Annotated in this window: 17 protein-coding genes; 8 read left to right on the forward strand and 9 right to left on the reverse strand. The window is 62.4% G+C overall.

Features of this window, described 5'->3' with window-relative positions; genetic code table 11:
- Positions 1 to 20: 20 nt before the first annotated feature.
- The 6 genes from CQW31_RS19230 to CQW31_RS19255 all read right to left on the reverse strand — a co-directional run bounded on the left by CQW31_RS19230 (position 21) and on the right by CQW31_RS19255 (position 5,726).
- Positions 21 to 695, reverse strand: a complete 675-nt coding sequence (locus CQW31_RS19230) for a COG3650 family protein (RefSeq protein ID WP_099815182.1) — start codon at positions 693 to 695, stop codon at positions 21 to 23.
- An 88-nt stretch (positions 696 to 783) separates the two neighbouring features.
- Positions 784 to 1,485, reverse strand: coding sequence for an ABC transporter ATP-binding protein (locus CQW31_RS19235; protein WP_003254879.1), 702 nt, complete (start codon positions 1,483 to 1,485; stop codon positions 784 to 786).
- The gene (gene livG, locus CQW31_RS19240; protein WP_054886948.1) at positions 1,486 to 2,253 is read right to left on the reverse strand and encodes a high-affinity branched-chain amino acid ABC transporter ATP-binding protein LivG; all 768 of its coding nucleotides are present in this window, start codon (positions 2,251 to 2,253) and stop codon (positions 1,486 to 1,488) included.
- Complete coding sequence (locus CQW31_RS19245) at positions 2,250 to 3,506, reverse strand: high-affinity branched-chain amino acid ABC transporter permease LivM (RefSeq protein ID WP_054886947.1); 1,257 nt, start codon at positions 3,504 to 3,506, stop codon at positions 2,250 to 2,252. The genes livG and CQW31_RS19245 overlap by 4 nt, the downstream gene beginning before the upstream one ends.
- Entirely contained in the window at positions 3,503 to 4,426 is a 924-nt protein-coding gene (gene livH, locus CQW31_RS19250) for a high-affinity branched-chain amino acid ABC transporter permease LivH (RefSeq protein ID WP_054886946.1), read from the reverse strand. Before livH ends, CQW31_RS19245 begins: the two co-directional genes overlap by 4 nt.
- A 184-nt stretch (positions 4,427 to 4,610) precedes the next feature.
- Entirely contained in the window at positions 4,611 to 5,726 is a 1,116-nt protein-coding gene (locus tag CQW31_RS19255; protein WP_054886945.1) for a branched-chain amino acid ABC transporter substrate-binding protein, read from the reverse strand.
- A 360-nt stretch (positions 5,727 to 6,086) separates the two neighbouring features.
- On the opposite strand from CQW31_RS19255, the gene CQW31_RS19265 reads away from it, so the two are divergent.
- A complete protein-coding gene (locus CQW31_RS19265; RefSeq protein ID WP_054886943.1) occupies positions 6,087 to 6,392 on the forward strand; it encodes a DUF2288 domain-containing protein in 306 nt (101 codons plus the stop codon).
- A 160-nt stretch (positions 6,393 to 6,552) separates the two neighbouring features.
- Here CQW31_RS19265 and CQW31_RS19270 read toward each other — a convergent pair whose 3' ends face one another.
- Positions 6,553 to 8,736 carry a hypothetical protein gene (locus tag CQW31_RS19270; protein ID WP_099815183.1) on the reverse strand — a complete coding sequence of 728 codons (2,184 nt, stop codon included), beginning with the start codon at positions 8,734 to 8,736 and terminating at the stop codon, positions 6,553 to 6,555.
- 197 nt (positions 8,737 to 8,933) lie between these two features.
- Here CQW31_RS19270 and CQW31_RS19275 point away from each other — a divergent pair, with 197 nt between their 5' ends.
- Positions 8,934 to 9,821 (forward strand): NAD(P)-dependent oxidoreductase, encoded by an 888-nt coding sequence (locus CQW31_RS19275; RefSeq protein ID WP_099815184.1) that lies wholly within the window; start codon positions 8,934 to 8,936, stop codon positions 9,819 to 9,821.
- Here CQW31_RS19275 and CQW31_RS19280 read toward each other — a convergent pair.
- Positions 9,721 to 11,985 carry a bifunctional diguanylate cyclase/phosphodiesterase gene (locus CQW31_RS19280; protein WP_099815185.1) on the reverse strand — a complete coding sequence of 755 codons (2,265 nt, stop codon included), beginning with the start codon at positions 11,983 to 11,985 and terminating at the stop codon, positions 9,721 to 9,723. The two genes, CQW31_RS19275 and CQW31_RS19280, sit on opposite strands and share 101 nt — an antisense overlap.
- 281 nt (positions 11,986 to 12,266) lie before the next feature.
- The gene (rapA, locus tag CQW31_RS19285) at positions 12,267 to 15,113 is read right to left on the reverse strand and encodes an RNA polymerase-associated protein RapA (RefSeq protein ID WP_099815186.1); all 2,847 of its coding nucleotides are present in this window, start codon (positions 15,111 to 15,113) and stop codon (positions 12,267 to 12,269) included.
- A 132-nt stretch (positions 15,114 to 15,245) separates the two neighbouring features.
- On the opposite strand from rapA, the gene CQW31_RS19290 reads away from it, so the two are divergent.
- The 6 genes from CQW31_RS19290 (at position 15,246) to CQW31_RS19310 (ending at position 19,204) form a co-directional block, all read left to right on the forward strand.
- Positions 15,246 to 15,938 carry a M949_RS01915 family surface polysaccharide biosynthesis protein gene (locus CQW31_RS19290; protein ID WP_054886938.1) on the forward strand — a complete coding sequence of 231 codons (693 nt, stop codon included), beginning with the start codon at positions 15,246 to 15,248 and terminating at the stop codon, positions 15,936 to 15,938.
- Between the two features lie 106 nt (positions 15,939 to 16,044).
- On the forward strand, positions 16,045 to 16,374 hold the full coding sequence (locus CQW31_RS19295; RefSeq protein ID WP_099815187.1) for an aspartate-semialdehyde dehydrogenase: 330 nt from the start codon (positions 16,045 to 16,047) through the stop codon (positions 16,372 to 16,374).
- A 67-nt stretch (positions 16,375 to 16,441) separates the two neighbouring features.
- Positions 16,442 to 16,603, forward strand: coding sequence for a hypothetical protein (locus CQW31_RS31350; protein WP_099815188.1), 162 nt, complete (start codon positions 16,442 to 16,444; stop codon positions 16,601 to 16,603).
- A gap of 135 nt (positions 16,604 to 16,738) precedes the next feature.
- Positions 16,739 to 16,855: a cytochrome c oxidase subunit CcoM gene (ccoM, locus tag CQW31_RS31970; RefSeq protein WP_054886936.1), complete on the forward strand. Its 117-nt coding sequence runs from the start codon at positions 16,739 to 16,741 to the stop codon at positions 16,853 to 16,855.
- 167 nt (positions 16,856 to 17,022) lie between these two features.
- Positions 17,023 to 19,011, forward strand: coding sequence for an FUSC family protein (locus CQW31_RS19305; RefSeq protein ID WP_054886935.1), 1,989 nt, complete (start codon positions 17,023 to 17,025; stop codon positions 19,009 to 19,011).
- Entirely contained in the window at positions 18,998 to 19,204 is a 207-nt protein-coding gene (locus CQW31_RS19310; RefSeq protein WP_054886934.1) for a DUF1656 domain-containing protein, read from the forward strand. Before CQW31_RS19305 ends, CQW31_RS19310 begins: the two co-directional genes overlap by 14 nt.
- The last annotated feature ends 5 nt before the right edge of the window (positions 19,205 to 19,209 follow it).

Below are 19,209 nucleotides of genomic sequence, written 5' to 3' on the forward strand. Positions count from 1 at the left end.
AGGATAAAAGCGCCCGGCGATCAGTTGTCGCGGGCACCGCCGTAGTAACCGCAGCCGCGCAGGGTCTGGCCGTCGATGCGCAGCTCGGCGCGCAGATGACGCACGGCGCCGGTGGCGCCATCGACGCAGCGTTGCGGGGCGACCCACAGCTCAACGTGCTGGCCGTTGGCGTCGCTGGTCAGGGTCAGGCCGCCGCCGGGCACTTCTTCTTCAAGGAACGGCAGGGGCAGCGGGTCCTTGCCGACGCGGTTGAGCACCATGCCCTTGCCGCTGGCCTTGATGTCCCAGTCCGGCTCGTGACCGTTGGCACGCAGGGTCAGCTGCTTGAAGTTGGGGTCGTCGCAGGCGCGGGTGGAAGGTTCCAGGCGGTACAGGCGGCTGACTTCCAGCTGGCCATCGTTGTCGGCCTGCTTGTTGCCGGTGAGGCGGCCGCGCACGTCGGCGAACAGCTTGGCCTTGGCATCTTTGGCCAGGCTCACGGACTCCTGGAGGATGCCCGTGCCGGCGACATCGTTGATCACGAAGTGGCGGCTTTCACCGCAGGGTTTGAACAACAGCCGGCCGCCGCCTGCGCTCAGCTCGCCCTGCATGCGCGTGGTGCCGATATTCGGGTCACGGGGCTGCTCGGCCAGCAACTGGCAGCCGGCAAACAGGGGCAGCAGGGCAGTGAGCAACAGGGTAGGGGTGAGGCGCATGGGGCGGGCTCCGGGGAATCTTTGCCAAAGAGCTGGCCACGATACACGTCCTGCAGGCAGAAAAAAGGGCCCGAAGGCCCTTTTTCATTCAACCACCCAAGTAGGCGTCGCGCACTTTCGGGTCGGTCAGCAGTGCCTCACCGGTGCCTTGCATCACCACCCGGCCGTTTTCCAGTACATACGCCCGGTCAGCGATCTTCAGCGCCTGGTTGGCGTTCTGCTCCACCAGGAACACCGTCACGCCATCGCGGCGCAGCTGTTCGATGATGTCGAAGATCTGCTGGATGATGATCGGCGCCAGGCCCAGCGACGGCTCGTCGAGTAGCAACAGCTTGGGCTTGCTCATCAGCGCCCGGCCGATGGCCAGCATCTGTTGCTCGCCACCGGACATGGTGCCACCGCGCTGGATGTAGCGCTCCTTCAGGCGCGGGAACAGCTGCAGGACTTTATCCAGTTGCTCCTGGTAGTCGCCCTTGTCGGTGAAGAAACCACCCATGGCCAGGTTTTCCTCGACGGTCAGGCGGGCAAACACGCGGCGGCCTTCCGGCACTACCGCGATGCTCTTGCGCATGATGTGCGAAGACGGCTGGCCGACCAGCTCTTCACCCAGGTACTTGATGCTGCCGCTGTGCGCCTGCGGCGAGCCGCACAGGGTCATCAGCAAGGTCGACTTGCCGGCACCGTTGGCGCCGATCAGGGTGACGATCTCGCCCTGGTTGATCTCCACGTTGACGCTGTGCAGCGCCTGGATCTTGCCGTAGAAGGTGGAAACGTTCTCGAACTTCAGCATTTACGCTTCCCCCAGGTAGGCTTTGATCACATCAGGGTTGTCGCGGATCTCCTGCGGTGTGCCGTGGGCCAGGGGCGTGCCCTGGTTTATCACGACGATGTGGTCGGAGATGCTCATCACCAGCTTCATGTCGTGCTCGATCAGCAGCACGGTGACGTTGTGCGACTCACGCAGGTAGGCGATCAGCGCCTTGAGGTCTTCGGTTTCCTTCGGGTTCAGGCCTGCGGCGGGTTCGTCGAGCATGATGATCCGTGGCTGGGTCATCATGCAGCGGGCGATTTCCAGGCGGCGTTGCTGGCCGTAGGCGAGGGTGCCGGCAGTACGGTTGGCGAACTCGGTCAGGTTGACCTTGTCCAGCCAGTACTGGGCGCGCTCCATGGCCTCCTTCTCGCTGCGGCGGAAGTTCGGGGTCTTGAACAGGCCGGCGAAGAAGTTGGTGTTGAGGTGACGGTGCTGGGCGATCAGCAGGTTTTCCAGCGCGGTCATTTCCTTGAACAGGCGCACGTTCTGGAAAGTCCGCACCACCCCCTTGCGGGCGATCTGGTGGCCGGCCAGGCCCTGGATCGGCTGGCCGTCGAGCAGGATGGTGCCGCCGCTGGGCTTGTAGAAGCCGGTCAGGCAGTTGAACACCGTGGTCTTGCCGGCACCGTTCGGGCCGATCAGCGCCACCACCTGTTTTTCCTTGACGGTCAGGCCCACGCCGTTGACCGCCAACAAGCCGCCGAAGCGCATGCTCAGGCCGCTGACTTGCAGAATTTCGCGGCTCATCGACGCAGCTCCATGTGGGGACGTTGCATAGGCAGCAGGCCTTGCGGACGCCAGATCATCATCAACACCATCAGCGCACCGAACATCAGCATCCGGTATTCGCTGAACTCACGCATCAGCTCCGGCAGCAGGATCATCACGATGGCCGCGAGAATCACGCCCAGTTGTGAGCCCATGCCGCCGAGCACGACGATGGCGAGGATGATCGCCGACTCGATGAAGGTGAACGACTCCGGCGTCACCAGGCCCTGGCGCGCAGCGAAGAAGCTGCCGGCGAAACCGGCGAAGCAGGCACCCAGGGTGAACGCCGAGAGCTTGATCACGGTGGGGTTCAGGCCCAGCGCACGGCAGGCGATCTCGTCTTCGCGCAGCGCTTCCCAGGCGCGGCCGATCGGCATGCGCAGCAGGCGGTTGATCACGAACAGTGCCAGCAGCGCCAGCAGCAGGGCGACCAGGTAGAGGAAGATGACCTTGTTGATCGAGTTGTATTCCAGCCCGAAGAACTCGTGGAAGGTCTGCATCCCCTCGGCGGCCTTGCGCTCGAAGGTCAGGCCGAAGAACTCCGGCTTGGGGATGTTGCTGATGCCGTTGGGGCCGCCGGTCCAGTCGGTGAGGTTACGCAGGAACAGGCGGATGATTTCGCCGAAGCCGAGGGTCACGATCGCCAGGTAGTCACCGCGCAGGCGCAGCACCGGGAAGCCGAGCAGGAAGCCGAAGGTGGCAGCCATCAGGCCGGCAATCGGCAGGCAGACCCAGAAACTCCAGCCCAGGTAGTGCGAGAGCATCGCGTAGCTGTAGGCGCCGACGGCGTAGAAGCCGACGTAGCCCAGGTCCAGCAGGCCGGCCAGGCCGACCACGATGTTCAGGCCCAGGCCCAGCAGCACGTAGATCAGGATCAGCGTGGCGATGTCGACCGCCCCGCGCGAGCCGAAGAACGGCCATACCAGGGCCGCGACGATCAGGCCCATGATCACATAGCGCTGGGTTTTCGGCAGGGTCAGGTAGTTGCTGACGGCTGGCGGGATCAGCTTGCGGTCCGAGCGACGGCCCATCACCGAATTCCACTGCCTGTCGAACAGCACGCGCAGGAACATCAGCACCGAACACACGGCGATGATGCTGATGGTGAACGACCCTTGGCTGTGCACCGCCAGGCTGATGCCGTCGATGCTCAGTTTCAGGCCCAGCACCGGGAAGGCCACGGCCCACACCAGCAAGGCGCTGAAGAACGCCTGTTTGAGATTTCTGTTCATACTTTTTCAACCTCCGGGCGGCCCAGGATGCCGGTCGGCCGGAACAGCAGGACAAGAACCAACAAGCCGAATGCCACCACATCCTTGTACTGGTCGCCGAAAATGTCGGCGCCGAAGGCTTCGGCCACACCCAGCACCAGCCCGCCGAGCATGGCGCCCGGAATGCTGCCGATGCCGCCCAGTACCGCCGCGGTGAAGGCCTTGAGGCCTACCAGGAAACCGGCGTTGGGGTTGATCACCCCGTACTGCATGCTCAGCAGCACGGCCGCCACGGCCGCCAGGGCGGCACCGATGACGAAGGTCAGGGCGATGATGTTGTTGGTGTTGATGCCCAGCAGGTTGGCCATCTTGATGTCCTCGGCACAGGCGCGGCAGGCGCGGCCCAGGCGGGAACGGGAGATGAACAGGGTCAGGCAGGTCATGGCCACCAGGGTGACCACGAACACCAGGATCTGCATATAGGAAACCAGGACCTCCTCCGCGCCGCCCGGCCCGAAGGAAATGCTCCCTGGGATCAGGTTGGGAATGGATTTGTCCTTCGAATCTTGCGACAGCAAGACCGTGTTCTGCAGGAAGATCGACATGCCGATGGCAGAAATCAGCGGGATCAGGCGGTTGCTGTTGCGCAGGGGGCGGTAGGCAACCCGTTCGATGCTGTAGCCGTAGGCACTGGTGACGCAGATCGTCGCGACGAAGGCGACGGTCATCAGGATCGGCAGCGAATGGATACCCATCATGGCCAAGCCCGCCAGGGCGATGAAGGCCACGTAGGAACCGATCATGTACACCTCGCCGTGGGCGAAGTTGATCATGCCGATGATGCCGTACACCATCGTGTAGCCGATGGCGATCAAGGCATAGGTGCTGCCGATGGTCAATCCATTAACCAGTTGTTGGAAGAAATGGTAGATCTCAGGCATTACAGCGCTCCTAAAAACCTGATTTGCATTTCGCTGGCGGGGGTAAGGCCAGGAAACCGCGGGTGACGGTTTAAGATTTTCAGGTGGGTCTGCCCCCGGATCGCGGGGATCAGGCCCATGAACCTCATAAAACAAAGCCCACTGCTCGCACAGTGGGCTCGTAGGTCAGCTATTAGTCACGCAGTTACTGAGGGGAGACTTCGGTCTTCGGCTTGCCGAAGTGCCATTCGTAGACCACGAACTTGAAGTCTTTCAGGTCGCCTTTCTCGTCGTAGGACAGTTCGCCGGTCGGGGTCTTGAACTTGCCGGCGTGGATGGCGGCTGCCACTTTGTCGGTGTCTTCGGACTTGGCTGCTTCGATACCTTTGGCGATCAGCTCGACAGCCGAGTAGGCCGGGAACACGAACGGGCCGCTTGGGTCCTTGCCGTCAGCCTTGATGGCGTCGACGATGGCCTTGTTCTCCGGGTCGGCGTCGAACGACTTGGGCAGGGTGACCAGCAGGCCTTCGGAAGCGTTCTGGGCGATCTGCGAAATGGAGTCGTTACCCACGCCTTCCGGGCCCATGAACTTGGCTTTCAGGCCCTTTTCCTGGGCTTGGCGCAGGATCAGGCCCAGCTCTGGGTGGTAGCCGCCGTAGTAGACGAAGTCGACGTTGTTCTGCTTGAGCTTCTGGATGATCGAGGAGAAGTCCTTGTCACCGGCGTTCAGGCCTTCGAACACGGCCACCTTGGTGCCTTTCTTCTCCAGGGTCTGCTTGACCGCAGTGGCAATGCCTTCACCGTATTGCTGCTTGTCATGCAGCACGGCGACGACCTTCGGCTTGACGTGGTCGGCGATGTAGTTGCCTGCCGCAGGGCCCTGGGCGCTGTCCAGGCCGATGGTGCGGAAGATCAGCTTGTAGCCACGGGCGGTGATTTCCGGCGAGGTGGCGGCCGGGGTGATCATGATCACGCCTTCGTCTTCGTAGATGTCGGACGCTGGCTGGGTGGAGCTGGAGCACAGGTGGCCGATGACGAACTTGACGCCGTCGTTGACCACTTTGTTGGCGACGGCCACGGCCTGTTTAGGGTCGCAGGCGTCGTCGTATTCCTTGGCTTCGAGCAGCTTGCCATCGACGCCGCCCTTGGCGTTGATATCCTTGATGGCTTGCTTGGCGCCGATGAACTGCATGTCGCCGTACTGGGTCACAGGGCCGGTCTTGGGGCCCGCGATCCCGATCTTGATGGTATCGGCGGCAAACGAATGGCTGGCTACCCCGGCCAGTACCATTGCGGCGAACAGCTTGGAAATCTTGATCATAGTGCTCCACTCATTCTGTTGTAATTCTTATAGTCCTGGCGGCCAGGGCTACAGACCGGGCGGGATATGCGGCATGGCCACGCCATACTGCATGCCCACCTTCCCCCGGAACATGTCCCGGAACTGTACCGGTACAGTGTAGAGCGCTGTTCGCGCGCTTGAAAAGCGGGCAAAAAGTGCCTGGTTCGCGGGTTGTCGCATGATCGACACAAAGATACAGAAAAGCGCCATCACTTTGCCTGCATCTACGGCCCCACCCCACAACTTCGGGGCCAATCGACCAAATTACATATTTGAAACCGGGTTTTTCTGCAAAAATGCCGGCCTTTTTTCATTGGCCGAATTTGCGGGTACAAACCCATGACTGATCAAACAAGCACCCTCTATGCCAAATTGCTCGGCGAGACGGCGACAATCGAGTGGAAGGCTTTGGAGCGTTTCTGGGCCAAGGGTGACCTGATTTGGGTCGACCCCAGTCTCGACCTGATCGAGGTTGCTGCGGCAATGGCCGAGAATCGCAGCGAGATCTTCGCCAAGTGGCGTAGTGATGGCACTGTCGGGCCGGTCAGCGCCGAGCAGGCACTCGACCTGCAAAGCCGCGATCCAGAGATATGGGCGGTGGTGGTTTCGCCGTTCATCGTGATCCAGGCCAGGCAATCGGAATAACGACGCGCTTTTTTAGTGCGTAAAAATACGCATCTGCCCGATGCTGGTGCGTGTTGACGCTCACGTAAGGTGGAAGTTGGTAACAGTGGTGGGTTGTTTCGGCGCTGCGGTAACAGTTTACGGCATGCGTAATCGGGGCCGCAGGGCGGCCCCATCAAGGTCAGTAGTCGACCCGGCCGGTATGGTTGTTGAGCGAAATCACCCGGGTCTTGCCGATGCGATGGCGGAAGATCTCACGCAGGTACTTCACCGCCTTCTTCACGCATTCGCGCGATAGGCGAATATCGTTGATCGACACGAAGCGGCTCTTGTCGTTGATCAGTTCGCGGTACTTCTTCTCGTACATCGGCTTGATTGCATACCAGTTGGTATCGAGGATCTTCGCCGGGTTTTCGAACTCGTTGAGCAGGTCGTCGATCCGCGCCTCCTCGAAGTGCTCGCTGGTAATGAACTCAAGGATGGCGTTGTCCAGCGTGTCATCGAAGCGGTATGGGGGGCGGGCGAAGCAGCGCTTGATGAAGGCCACGATCAGGGTCAGGAAATCGTCCGACAGGCACGGGCTCTTGGCGATCAGGGTGGTCAGTGACAGGTTGGCCGAGGCGCCGATCACCAGAGCGTAACGCTTGAGCGTGGTATTGGGGAACAGGCTGTTGAGGTGCGTCTTGAGCCGGTTCAGGTCCATGTACGACAGTTTGTAGTCCTTGGGCAGCGAGACGATCGACACCACCGACGAGCAGTTCTTGAAGAAGTGCAGGTCATGCAGCGCGGCGGCGTCGTAACCGGAGGCCTGGTATTGCTCCAGGGCCGCACGGTAACGGCGCGACTCGATCGGCAGCAGGCTGATGCCTTCGATGGCCTGGGTTTGCTTGTTGAAGTGCGGCAGGTCTATGGAGCGCAAGAACAGGTCGTCGATATCCAGGCGCGGGCTTTCGCGCTCGAACACCTTGAACTTGTCCGTGCCTTGCGCGGGCACTTCCGGCACCACCGATTCGGCATAGGCAATCGCCACCGGGCCGGCCAGGCTCATGAACAGGTCGTTGGCATCCAGGCGGATGGTTTCGCCGATGTCGATGCCGGCGCGGCGGAAGTAGTTCTGGTCGTAGTCGGTGGTCACCGCCTGGGCGGTGAGGATGTTGAAGATCTGCTGGGAGATGTACTGGTTGGCGTGCTTCTCCATCGCGTTGACGTCGATGTTGTGAATGGTGCCGTCATCGCTTTCTTCGGCGTAGCGCATGATGTCGTTGGAGATCAGCATCATCGCGTTCCACGGGCGGATACGGCCCATCACGCTGGCCTCGCTGCTGTCTTCGTTATCGAAGTTATACGAGAAGTCCCATTCTTCCGAGAGGTATTTGCACAACAGCCGGCCGGCGTTGATGTGCAGGGCCTCGGACATCTCGCTGCGATGGTCCGTAGCATTGGGCAGCACGCAAATGCCGCTGGTGAAGATCGGTTCGAAGACGAACGAGTGGCCGCTCTTGCCGTCGTTCTCGTCGGCAGGCTTGGTGTCGAAGGTCTTGTTCATGTACGAGTACTGCTGGGCCAGGCCGAACTCCGAGGCCATGCCTGAACCGGTACCGCCACCGGCACTGAAGATGTAGAAGTACAGCCGCGATTGGTTGGCCTTGATGCCGCAGGAGTCGATCAGGTACGAATGGATCAGCTTCCAGTCGGCGCTGGAGAAACGCTGGGTGTCCTTGTTGAGGATGATCTTGGCCAGGTACTGGCCGAGGATCGGTGCGTTGCCGGCACCGCCAGCATGTACCTCGGACAGGTCCATGATTTTCATCTTGCTGTAGTCGCGCAGGAACTCGCCACGTTCGCCCTTGCGCGAGAAGCGGATACGCCCGGCGATGTCTTTGTCCAGGTCGCCCAGCATCACCAGCGGTTCGACCAGAAACACCGGCTTGACACCCTTGTTCTGCACCAGGCGCAGGTTCTGGCGGATCCAGCGTGCCGGGCTGTAGCCCGACTCGCCCTTGAAGCGGTCTTCATTGTTGAACTCGTTGAGGAAGAAGGTACGGGCGTTGTAGACCAGTTCCGCCACGTCAAGAGCGATGTTCGAGCCGCAACGGCCCAGGCCGATCAGGCAGACCGACGGAAACTGCTGCTCCAGGCGCAGGGGGTCGTCGTCTTCAATGTGCTGGTTGCCCGGAAACACCAGGTCACGCAGGCCGTCGAGGTTGTCGAGGATCCGCTGCACGTCCTGCTCGGTGAAGTACAGGTACTGCTGTGCCGGAGAGCTGCGTGCCGGCAGCGTGTCACGAACACCATTGGCGGTCGGTAAGTGGGGAAGAGCCGAAGACTCGGGGACCGCATTGGCAGAAGTGTTCGTAGAGGTCATAGTGCGCCATTTGCCTGGTGTAAGTGATTATCAGAGGGTTATGCCATATGGCCATCACGCAAAACGCCGCGACTCTATCAGTGCGCCATTTGCGGATGCGATAGGGGTTTCCCTTACTTGTTTTAAGGAATTTCAGTCGAGCTGGCATTGCATCGCCCGTTTGTCGCGCTTCTTTAATCTTCTGCCTGGAGTCGTTCATGAGTACTGCACTGCCTTCGTTGGGATTCGCCGGGATTGGCCTGATGGGCTTGCCGATGTGCCAGCGCCTGTTGGCGGCGGGTTATCCGCTGACGGTCTGGAACCGCACCCCGGACAAATGCGCCTCATTGGTGGCCGCCGGTGCGCGGCTGGCGACCAGCCCGGCCGAACTGAGTCGTGACAGCGACATGGTGTTGCTGTGCCTGGCCGACACGGCGGTGGTACGGGAGGTTGTGTTTGGCGAGCAAGGCATCGCCGAGGGAGGGCGCAGCGGGCAGTTGTTGGTGGACTTCTCCAGCCTGGAGCCGACTGCCACGCGGGAAATGGCGGCCGAACTGGCTGCGCTGTGCGGCATGGCCTGGCTGGATGCTCCCGTGTCGGGTGGCACGCCCGGCGCCGAGGCGGGTACGTTGGCGATCATGGTGGGGGGCGAGGCCACGGATCTGCAGCGGGCCCGCCCGGTTCTGCAGGTGCTCGGCCAGCGTGTGACGCACATGGGTGGGGTGGGAGCAGGGCAGGTGACCAAGGCCTGCAATCAGATGATCGTGGCCTGCAACGCGCTGGTAATTGCCGAGGTGGTGGCGTTGGCCGAACAGTCAGGTGTTGACGCCACGCTGATCGCCGAAGCTCTTGCTGGTGGCTTTGCCGACTCGAAGCCGTTGCAGATCCTGGCACCACAGATGGCCGAAAGCCGCTTCGAGCCGGTCAAGTGGCATGTGCGTACCTTGCTCAAGGACCTGGACGGGGCCGTCAAGCTCTCCCGCGAGCAGGGCACGGCAACGCCGCTCAGTGGTCTTGCCGCGCAGCTGATGCGCCTGCACGGTAGCCAGGGATATCTGCAAAAAGATCCGGCGACCCTGGTAGAGCTGTATCGCAACAAGGCCTGAACACAGCGTCCTGGCGGTCGAGCTGATCGAGCAGCGAGCGCAATTCGCCCAGCGGTAGCGGGCGGCTGAGCAGAAAACCCTGCAGGTAGTCGCAGCCATTGCTGGCCAGGAATTCGTGCTGCTCGACGGTTTCCACGCCTTCACTGACCACCTCCAGGTGCAGGGTGTGGGCCATGGCGATGATCGCCTGGATGATCTCGCGATCCTTCTGGCTGTCGGGCACATCCTGCAGGAACGAGCGGTCGATCTTCAGCACGTCCAGAGGCAGGCGCTTGAGGTAGGCCAGCGACGAATAGCCGGTACCGAAATCATCGATCGACAGGCCGACACCTTGGTCGCGAATGCGCATGAGCAGGCTGACGGTTTGCTCGATGTCGCCCATCAACGCATGCTCGGTGACCTCCAGCTCAAGATGGCGAGGTGCCAGGCCCGCCTGGTACAGCGCCACTTCCACTTCATTAGGCAGGGTTTCATGGCCCAGGGTCACCGCCGAGCAATTGACCGTGAGCCTGAGGCTGGGAAAACCATGCTGCTGAAGCCGGGCCAGGCCCTGGCAGGCGTGACGCAGCACCCACAGGTCGAGGTCGACCATCAGGCCGTTGGCTTCGGCAATGCTGATGAACCGTTCCGGCCCCATCAGCCCGTGCAGCGGGTGCTGCCAGCGTACCAGGGCTTCAAGCTTGGCCACCTGGCCGGTGCGTACGTCGAAAATGGGTTGGTAGTGCACGCACAATCCTCGTTCTTCGAGCAGGGCGATGCGCAGTTCCTCTTCCAGTTGCAAGGCCAGGCTGGCGCGGTTTTTCAAGCTGCTGTTGAAAAAATGCAGGCTGTTACGGCCGCTGCCCTTGGATTGATACAGGGCCAGGTCGGCATGCTTGAGCAGTTCTTCGGCGTTCAGGCCGTCATCGGGGTAGATGCTGATGCCAATGCTGGTGGTCATGACCATGCGCCGGCCGCCCAGGTCAATCGGGTCTTTCATCCGTTGCATGATGCGCTGTGCGAGATGGCGTGCCTCGTCACGGTTGTTGAGCGACGTGACCACGCAGAATTCGTCACCGCCGAAGCGGGCGACCAAGTCGTGGCTGCGGGTGGCTGCCTTGATGTGGTTGGCGATGACTTTGAGCAATTCGTCGCCGGCATCGTGGCCGAGACTGTCGTTGATGCGCTTGAAGTGGTCGATGTCGAGAAACATCACTGCCAGGCGGTGTTCGCCGGGACTCTGTGCTGCCAGGCGTTCGGCAAAGATCTGGTTGAAACCACGGCGGTTGACCAGGTTGGTCAGGGCGTCGTAATGGGCGGCCTGTTGCAAAGATTCGCGGGCCTGGTCCAGCTGGCTGAGCAGGACACCATAACGGCGCAGGTCGTCTTCCTTGCTCTGCAGCTTCTTGTCGGCCAGGGCGGCACTGATGCTGCTACCACTGATCAGCAGGGTGATGAAGGCTACGGTCAGCCCCAGCTGCAGGCTGTTGTCGCTAGTTGGCAGGCTCAGGGCGGTGGAGGCGGGGATGACCAGGGTCATGGCGGCCATGGCGGTGAAGTGGGTAGCAACGATGCCGCCGGCCATCAGCAGACTGGCGCCATATTTCAGGGTCTGGTGCAGGATGCCGCTGCCATTGAGGAAGTAACGGGCCAGCAGCAAGGCGGCAAGGCTGGTGAGCAGGGCGATGGCGGCGCTGCTCAGCAATAGCGTGGTCTGGTAGTTCTGCTGAGCACCGGTCTGCAGCGCGGCCATGCCAACGAAATGCATGAGGATGATACCCAGGCCGATGAGCAAGGCACTTTGCAGGTAGTGGTGCAGGCGCATATTGGTACGGTCGAGGCTGGTCATTGCCAACCAGGCAGCTACCAGGGCGATCAGCAGTGACAGGCCGGTCAGCGAAACGTCGTAGTGCATTTCCAGCGGGGCCTGGAAGGCGAGCATGCTGATGAAATGCATGGCCCAGATGCCGCCGGCCAGGCAGCAGGCACCGAGCATGCGCCACTGCCGCTGTGCTGCGCGCTGTTCGCTATGGGATTGGCGCTCGGCCATGTCGAGGGTGGCAAAGCAGGCTGCGCTGGCCACGGCGAAGGCAATCAGGATCAGCAGCGGTTCATGGCGGCAGTCGATGACGATGCGCCCGGTTGTCGGCAGTTCGGTGAACAGTTGCAGCCCCAGCCATTCCATTGCTTGCCCTTTGCTCGAGTTTCCACTCGTCTCCGTTCAAGCGCTGTGGAGACTGTTCAGGGGGAAGTATAGAAACAGGTCGTAGAACCTTCCTGGCTAGTGGCACTTTGACTTCAACCATTTGGTTCTGTCGTTGATAGCCAGTTGGCATAACGAACTGGGGCCGCTTTGCGCCCCTTTCGTGACACAAAGCCGCTCCTACAGGTGATTGCGGTTTCCTGCAGGAGCGGCCTTGTGTCACGAAAGGGGCGCGAAGCGGCCCCAGTTATATGACAGGAGGATCAGCCAGCGACCAGTACGCGAATGGCCTCCAGGCGCAACGCCGCCTTGTCGAGCATCGCCAGGCCTTGTTCACGCTGCTTGCGCAGCGCTTCGATCTCGCTGTCACGCACGCTCGGGTTGACAGCTTGCAGGGCAGTCAGGCGTGCCAGCTCTTCATCGGCTTCGGCGGCCAGGCGGCGCTGGGCTTCGGCCACACGCTCGACATGCACTGGCAGGACCTTGGCTTCACCGCCGCTGATGCGCTTGGCCAGCACGTCACGCTGGGCCTGGACGAACTTGTTGGCGCTGGCCCGTGGCACGCTTTCTAGCTGGTCGTTGAGGGTTTCGAACGCCACCCGCGAAGCCAGGTCGTTGCCGTTGGCATCGAGCAGGCAGCGCAGTGCTGCCGGCGGCAGGTAGCGGCCCAGTTGCAGGCTGCGGGGCGCCACCACCTCGCTGACGAACAGCAGTTCGAGCAGCACGGTACCCGGCTTGAGTGCCTTGTTCTTGATCAGCGCGACCGCAGTGTTGCCCATCGAACCGGACAGCACCAGGTCCATGCCGCCCTGCACCATCGGGTGCTCCCAGGTCAGGAACTGCATGTCTTCCCGCGACAGCGCCTGGGCGCGGTCGTAGGTAATGGTCACGCCTTCGTCGTCGCCCAGCGGAAAGCTGGCGTCGAGCATCTTTTCGCTCGGCTTGAGGATGAGGGCGTTTTCCGAATGGTCTTCGCTGTCGATGCCGAAGGCGTCGAACAGGGTTTCCATGTAGATCGGCAGGGCGAATTGATCGTCTTGTTCAAGGATCGCCTCGACCAGTGCCTGGCCTTCACCAGCACCACCGGAGTTGAGCTCCAGCAGGCGGTCACGGCCGCTGTGCAGCTCTGCCTCGAGGCGCTCGCGCTCGGCGCGCGCTTCGCTGACCAGCGCAGTCCAGGCCTTGGCATCGCCGCCTTCGAGCATCGGCAACAGGCGCGGGCCGAACTGGTGCTGCAGGGCGTTGCCGGTCGGGCAGGTATTGAGGAAGGCGTTCAGGCCCTCGTGGTACCACTGGAACAGGCGCTCCTGCGGGCTGTCCTGCAGGTACGGGATGTGCAGTTCGATGGTGTGCTTCTGGCCGATCCGGTCGAGGCGGCCGATACGCTGTTCGAGCAGGTCCGGGTGGGCTGGCAGGTCGAACATCACCAGGTGATGGGCGAACTGGAAGTTACGGCCTTCACTGCCGATCTCGGAGCAGATCAGCACCTGGGCGCCGAACTCCTCGTCAGCGAAGTAGGCGGCGGCGCGGTCGCGTTCGAGGATGCTCATGCCTTCGTGGAACACCGTGGCCGGGATGCCGGAGCGCACGCGCAGGGCGTCTTCCAGGTCCATGGCGGTTTCGGCGTGGGCGCAGATCACCAGGACCTTGGTGCGCTTGAGCATCTTCAGCGTGTCGATCAGCCAGTCGACTCGTGGGTCGAAGCGCCACCAGCGTTCGTCATCGCTGACGTCACCCTGGGCCTGGAAGGCCACTTCCGGGTACAGCTCCGCGTGTTCGCCGGCGGGCAGGTCCTGGTATTGCGCGGGATTGCCCAGGGGATAAGGGTGCAGCTGGCGCTCGGGGAAGCCCTGGACGGCCGCACGGGTGTTGCGGAACAGCACGCGACCGGTGCCGTGGCGGTCGAGCAGTTCGCGGATCAGGCGGGCACTGGCCTGGGTATCGCCATCATTGACTGCAGCCAGCAAGGCTTCGCCTTCGGCGCCGAGGAAACCTTGGATGGTGGCATGGGCCTTGGGTGACAGGCGGCCTTCTTCAAGCAGCTCTTGCACGGCTTCTGCCACCGGGCGGTAATTTTCACTCTCGGCGCGGAACGCCGCGAGGTCGTGGAAACGGTTGGGGTCGAGCAGGCGCAGACGGGCGAAGTGGCTGTCCTGGCCGAGCTGTTCGGGGGTGGCAGTCAGCAGCAGCACGCCTGGGATGACTTGCGCCAGTTGCTCGACCAGGCCGTACTCAGCGCTGACCTGATCTTCGTGCCACACCAGGTGGTGCGCCTCATCGACCACCATCAGGTCCCAGCCCGCGGCGAACAGCGCGTCCTGGGCCTTTTCGTCATCGACCAGCCATTCCAGGGCGACCAGCGCCAGCTGGGCATCCTCGAACGGGTTGCTGGCGTCGCTTTCGATGAAGCGTTCGGCGTCGAACAGGGCGACCTGCAGGTTGAAGCGCCGGCGCATTTCCACCAGCCACTGATGCTGGAGGTTTTCCGGGACCAGGATCAGCACGCGACTGGCGCGGCCCGACAGCAGCTGGCGGTGAATCACCAGGCCGGCTTCGATGGTCTTGCCCAGGCCCACTTCGTCGGCCAGCAATACACGCGGGGCGCTGCGGTCGGCGACTTCGCGGGCGATGTGCAGCTGGTGGGCGATCGGTTGCGCACGGCAACCGCCCAGGCCCCAAAGCGACGACTGCATCTGCTTGCTGGTGTGGTGCAGGGTGTTGTAGCGCAGGCTGAACCACGACAGCGGGTCGATCTGCCCGGCGAACAGGCGGTCGCTGGCCAGGCGGAACTGGATGAAGTTCGACAGCTGGGTTTCTGGCAGGGTGCGCGCCTGGTTCTGGGCATCCAGGCCGTGGTAGACCATCAGCCCGTCGATGTCCTCGACCTCGCGCACGGTCAGCTTCCAGCCTTCGAAGTGGGTGATCTGGTCACCCGGAGAGAACCGCACGCGGGTCAGCGGCGCATTGCGCAGGGAATACTGGCGGGTGTCGCCAGTGGCCGGGTAGAGCACGGTCAACAGGCGGCCATCCTGCGCCAGGATGGTCCCCAGGCCAAGCTCCGCTTCACTGTCGCTGATCCAGCGTTGCCCCGGTTGATACTGCTGCGCCATACTGCCTGAACTCCCGCGATGAAAAAGCCGGCTATGTTAACGGATAGGCCGGGCGGACCATAGACCAGAAGTCCATGAGTCTAGCTGTTTCATTGCAGAATACCGTCTTGCTGACGAGGGCTACGCACCGATATGCCGCTCAAGCACCGCTGGTTGCACACTTCCATGGCCATAGGTAGCTTGCTGCTGGCCGCCTGTGAGCAGAAAAATTTCGAAACCTTGCCTGCGATCCCCGTCGAGCAGCTCGAAGTACTGGGCGTGCAGACGCCAATCAAGAGCGTGCACTTCCGCGATCGCGACGGCGAAGGGCTGCTGGTACTTAGCCGCAGCGATGGCCAGGCAGTCGATGCCGAGTCCGAGCAGGAGGTCGACAAGGTGGTGCTGAAGGCCACCCTGTATGGTCGCACCGCCGAGGATGACGCGTTCAAGCCGCGTTGGCAGATCGAGCAGGAAACCACCTGCCCAGGGCTGGACCTGGATGTCGACTTCTATACCGATGTCAGTGATGTCAGTGACTTGAACAAGGACGGCGTCGCCGAAGTGACCGTGGCCAGCCACGCCTTCTGTGGTGGCGGCATCGACCCGCATGACATCGCCATCGAGATGCGCGAAGGGCAGAACGCCTACACCATCACTGGCCAGTCGCTGATCACCCCGGCAGGTGAAGAGCCGGTTGGCGGCGAGCGTGAAGACAGCGCTTCGTTGAAGAACGCACCCCAGGTGCTACGCGAGCATATGGATGCGGTCTGGCAACAGGTCTACAGGCGGCCCTGGAGCGAAGCCAGCCCGCCAGCCGACGATGACCCTGAGGATGAAGCCGAATAACGGCGATCTATACTGGCAAGGTGCGGCTGTTGTGGCCGCACGTCCTCACCTTTGACGCTCAAGCTGGCTAACGGATGGCCGATACAGTGGGCACAGGAGAATTTCCATGCTGCCACCGATCATCCCGCTCAGTGCTGCCCCCGTGACCTCGCAACATGACCCGGTCAAACAGACCCCCGACATCAAGCCGGTGGTGCCTGTGCAGCCTTCGCCCAACGAAAGCGCCATCGACCTCAAGCAGCAGCGCGATCCCCAGGAGCAAGCCTTGCTCCTGCGTGAAGAGCAGCGCCGCCAGCAGCGGCGCAACAACAAGGGTGATGAGGAGCGCTACAGCGCCGTCCCGGGCGATGAAGTCAACGCCGACAACACCGTGCCGGTGGCGCCATTGATCGGTGACCATCCGCGCCAGGGCCTGCTGGTCGATATAGAAGTCTGACGCGGGGCTGGTCACGGCCAGCGCCTGGCTTCATGATGCAAGTCTCTGTAGATCGTCGAGCCCACCCATGAGCCAAGACAACCTCATCGACTTCGATGCCGAGCGCGCCAAGCGCATCCATGACCTCAAGGAAAAACGCCTGAACGAAGTGCGCCAGGCATTCGAGCAGGCCATGCCGCTTGCCACCACGAAGAAAAAGAAGCCCAAGGGCAAGCCCAAGAAGCGCTGAAACTTGACGCAGGTCAAGCCTGCACCCGCCTCGCGTGCCCGGTCCCGGGCAGCATTGACCCTGATCAATTTTCCCCGCCGCCGTATTCGTTACCTTGCATCCATCGGACAACGGCAAACGAATCGGGAGGCCAGCATGTTCTTCGACAATGTGGTTATCGCGGGCGTGGTAACGGTCGGGTTGATGTTTGCATTCTTTGCCGGTCTGGGCATTTTCATCTGGAAGGACGCACAGAAGCGCAAGCCGCGCTGACCTTCCGGATCCACGAGCACGCAAGGCATTTAGGGCGACTTCGGTCGCCTTTTTTTTTGCCTGCGTTTTTGTCGTTAAAGATGATTAGCTAGCTAATTAATCGTCTCGTGAGTATCCTTCGCTGCATTGTCTATCGTTTATCAATACACCCTCACAAGGTCCGTTACGTGCCCATCACCTTCCAGGCCCTTTTCGCACCCAGCAGCCTTGCCATCAAATTCGCCATCAAGACCCTGCTAGGTGCGGGCCTGGCACTGTGGCTGGCCATGCGCTGGGGGCTGGAGCAACCGTCCTGGGCATTGATGACCGCATTCATCGTCGCCCAACCGTTGTCCGGGATGGTGGTGCAGAAGGGTCTGGCGCGGCTGGCGGGTACCCTGGTCGGCACGCTGATGTCGGTGGTGTTCATCGGCCTGTTCGCCCAGGCCCCCTGGCTGTTCCTGATCACCCTGGCGTTGTGGCTGGCCCTGTGCACCGCGGCCTCCACACAGCTGCGCAGCGCCTGGGCCTATTCATTCGTGCTGGCGGGCTATACCGCCGCCATCATCGCCTTGCCTGCCATCAGTCATCCCTTGCAGGTGTTCGACCAGGCGGTGGCACGTTGCACCGAAATCTGCCTGGGTATTTTCTGCGCCACGGCCAGCAGTGCGCTGATCTGGCCCATGCGGGTCGAGCAGCAGCTCGCCGGGCAGGCCCGTCAGGCCTGGCAGAATGGCCTGCAGGCAGCAAGCGCCATGCTCGGCGGCGAGGATGAAGCGCGCAAAGGGTTGCTGGACAGCCTCGGCCGTATAGTCGCCATCGATACCCAGCGTGAGCACGCCTGGTTCGAGGGCCCGCGCGGCCGGCTGCGGGCCAAGGCCATTCGCGGGTTGAGCCAGAAGCTCATGGTGCTGCTGCGCATTTCACGCTCGGTCCGTCGGCAGTGGCGGCAGCTGGACGAGCGCGAAACCGCGCACCTCGGTCCTTGGCTCGAAGAGCTGCGGGCCCTGCTGGTCAAACCTGATCAGCCGAGCCTTCTGGTGTTGCGCCAGCGCATCTGGGACGCCGCGCATGACGAGCAGATCAGCTCTGCCGAGCACTTCTGCCTGGCACGCATGGCCCTGTTGCTGGACTTCGCCATGGCCGCTACCCAGGCCTTGGACGATGTCGAGGCGGGCAGGGCGCCGAAGGATGTCGCCCAGGGCCTGGCGGCGCACCGCGACTGGTCGCTGGCTTTGTTGTTCGGTTCACGCAGTGCCTTGGCCTTCCTGGTCATGAGCAGCTTCTGGCTGGCCACTGCCTGGCCGTCGGCGCCGGGCGGCCTGGTGCTGACCTGCGTGGTCTGCAGCCTGTTCGCCAGCCGCGAGAATGGCGCACAGATCGGTCTGAGCTTCTTGCGCGGCATCTTCCTGGCGATCCCGACGGCCTTCCTGGTCGGGCAGATCATCCTGCCGCAGTGGAGTAGCTTCGCCATGCTCTGCCTGGGCATGGGCGTGCCGCTGTTCTTTGGTGCGCTGGGCATGGCCCATCCGCGTACCGGTGCCACCGCGACCTCTTATTGCCTGCACTTCATCGTGCTGGTATCACCGCTCAATGCCATGACCTTCGGGGTGGCGACCATGCTCAACAGCGCCCTGGCCATGTTGGTGGGCGTGGGCGCCGCCGTGTTGGCGTTCCGCCTGCTGGTGTTCCGCCACCCGGCCTGGCTTGGCCGGCGCCTGCGCGCTGCGACCCAGAATGACCTGGTGCGCCTGACCCGGCGCGATCTGCGCGGTGCCGACAGTTGGTTTGGCGGGCGCATGGCCGACCGACTGATGCAATTGGCCCGGCATGCCAGCGAATTGCCGGCTACCGGGCGCAAGCGTTGGGATGACGGTTTGCATGGGCTGGATATCGGTGACGAACTGGTGCATCTGCGCATGTGCCTGGCGGTGGCCCAGGTGCCGTTGGGGGCTGCCGAGCGCGAGTACCTGCAGCAGGTCGAGGCGGCACTGGCCACCGGCCCGGCGGTTGGCCGCGAGCGGCGCCTGGATGCGGCCAGCGAGCAGTTCATAGCGGCTTTGCAACGAGCGCCGGCCAGTGACCCGTTGCGCCTTGCCCAAGGTGCGGTGCTGCAGTTGCAGAAGAGCTGGGGGAAATGGTGCCGTTCGCAGGAGGATGAGCATGGGCTTGCGTGAGTGGGAGCTGGGTGGTGTGCTGCTCAGCCCGTTCCTGATTTACGTGCTGATGGCGCTGGCGCTGACCGGCGTGCTGCGTCTGCTGGTGCAGGCCACACCGTTGGGGCGCTGGATCTGGCATGAAGCGCTGTTCGACACGGCGTTGTTCGTTTGTGTGCTGTTCCTGGTGGTTCGCCTGCTGGGGCCTTTGTAAGGAGT

Origin of the sequence: Pseudomonas sp. 382, from assembly GCF_002759075.1 — a bacterium.
Lineage (GTDB): Bacteria > Pseudomonadota > Gammaproteobacteria > Pseudomonadales > Pseudomonadaceae > Aquipseudomonas > Aquipseudomonas vlassakiae.

Coding starts and splice junctions, on each gene's coding strand:
- CQW31_RS19245 (WP_054886947.1), bottom strand. CDS start 3,506: ATGAACAGAAATCTCAAACAGGCGTTCTTCAGCGCCTTGCTGGTGTGG.
- CQW31_RS19230 (WP_099815182.1), bottom strand. CDS start 695: ATGCGCCTCACCCCTACCCTGTTGCTCACTGCCCTGCTGCCCCTGTTT.
- CQW31_RS19280 (WP_099815185.1), bottom strand. CDS start 11,985: ATGGAATGGCTGGGGCTGCAACTGTTCACCGAACTGCCGACAACCGGG.
- CQW31_RS19265 (WP_054886943.1), top strand. CDS start 6,087: ATGACTGATCAAACAAGCACCCTCTATGCCAAATTGCTCGGCGAGACG.
- CQW31_RS19255 (WP_054886945.1), bottom strand. CDS start 5,726: ATGATCAAGATTTCCAAGCTGTTCGCCGCAATGGTACTGGCCGGGGTA.
- ccoM (WP_054886936.1), top strand. CDS start 16,739: ATGTTCTTCGACAATGTGGTTATCGCGGGCGTGGTAACGGTCGGGTTG.
- livG (WP_054886948.1), bottom strand. CDS start 2,253: ATGAGCCGCGAAATTCTGCAAGTCAGCGGCCTGAGCATGCGCTTCGGC.
- CQW31_RS19310 (WP_054886934.1), top strand. CDS start 18,998: ATGGGCTTGCGTGAGTGGGAGCTGGGTGGTGTGCTGCTCAGCCCGTTC.
- CQW31_RS31350 (WP_099815188.1), top strand. CDS start 16,442: ATGAGCCAAGACAACCTCATCGACTTCGATGCCGAGCGCGCCAAGCGC.
- livH (WP_054886946.1), bottom strand. CDS start 4,426: ATGCCTGAGATCTACCATTTCTTCCAACAACTGGTTAATGGATTGACC.
- rapA (WP_099815186.1), bottom strand. CDS start 15,113: ATGGCGCAGCAGTATCAACCGGGGCAACGCTGGATCAGCGACAGTGAA.
- CQW31_RS19270 (WP_099815183.1), bottom strand. CDS start 8,736: ATGACCTCTACGAACACTTCTGCCAATGCGGTCCCCGAGTCTTCGGCT.
- CQW31_RS19235 (WP_003254879.1), bottom strand. CDS start 1,485: ATGCTGAAGTTCGAGAACGTTTCCACCTTCTACGGCAAGATCCAGGCG.
- CQW31_RS19275 (WP_099815184.1), top strand. CDS start 8,934: ATGAGTACTGCACTGCCTTCGTTGGGATTCGCCGGGATTGGCCTGATG.
- CQW31_RS19295 (WP_099815187.1), top strand. CDS start 16,045: ATGCTGCCACCGATCATCCCGCTCAGTGCTGCCCCCGTGACCTCGCAA.
- CQW31_RS19290 (WP_054886938.1), top strand. CDS start 15,246: ATGCCGCTCAAGCACCGCTGGTTGCACACTTCCATGGCCATAGGTAGC.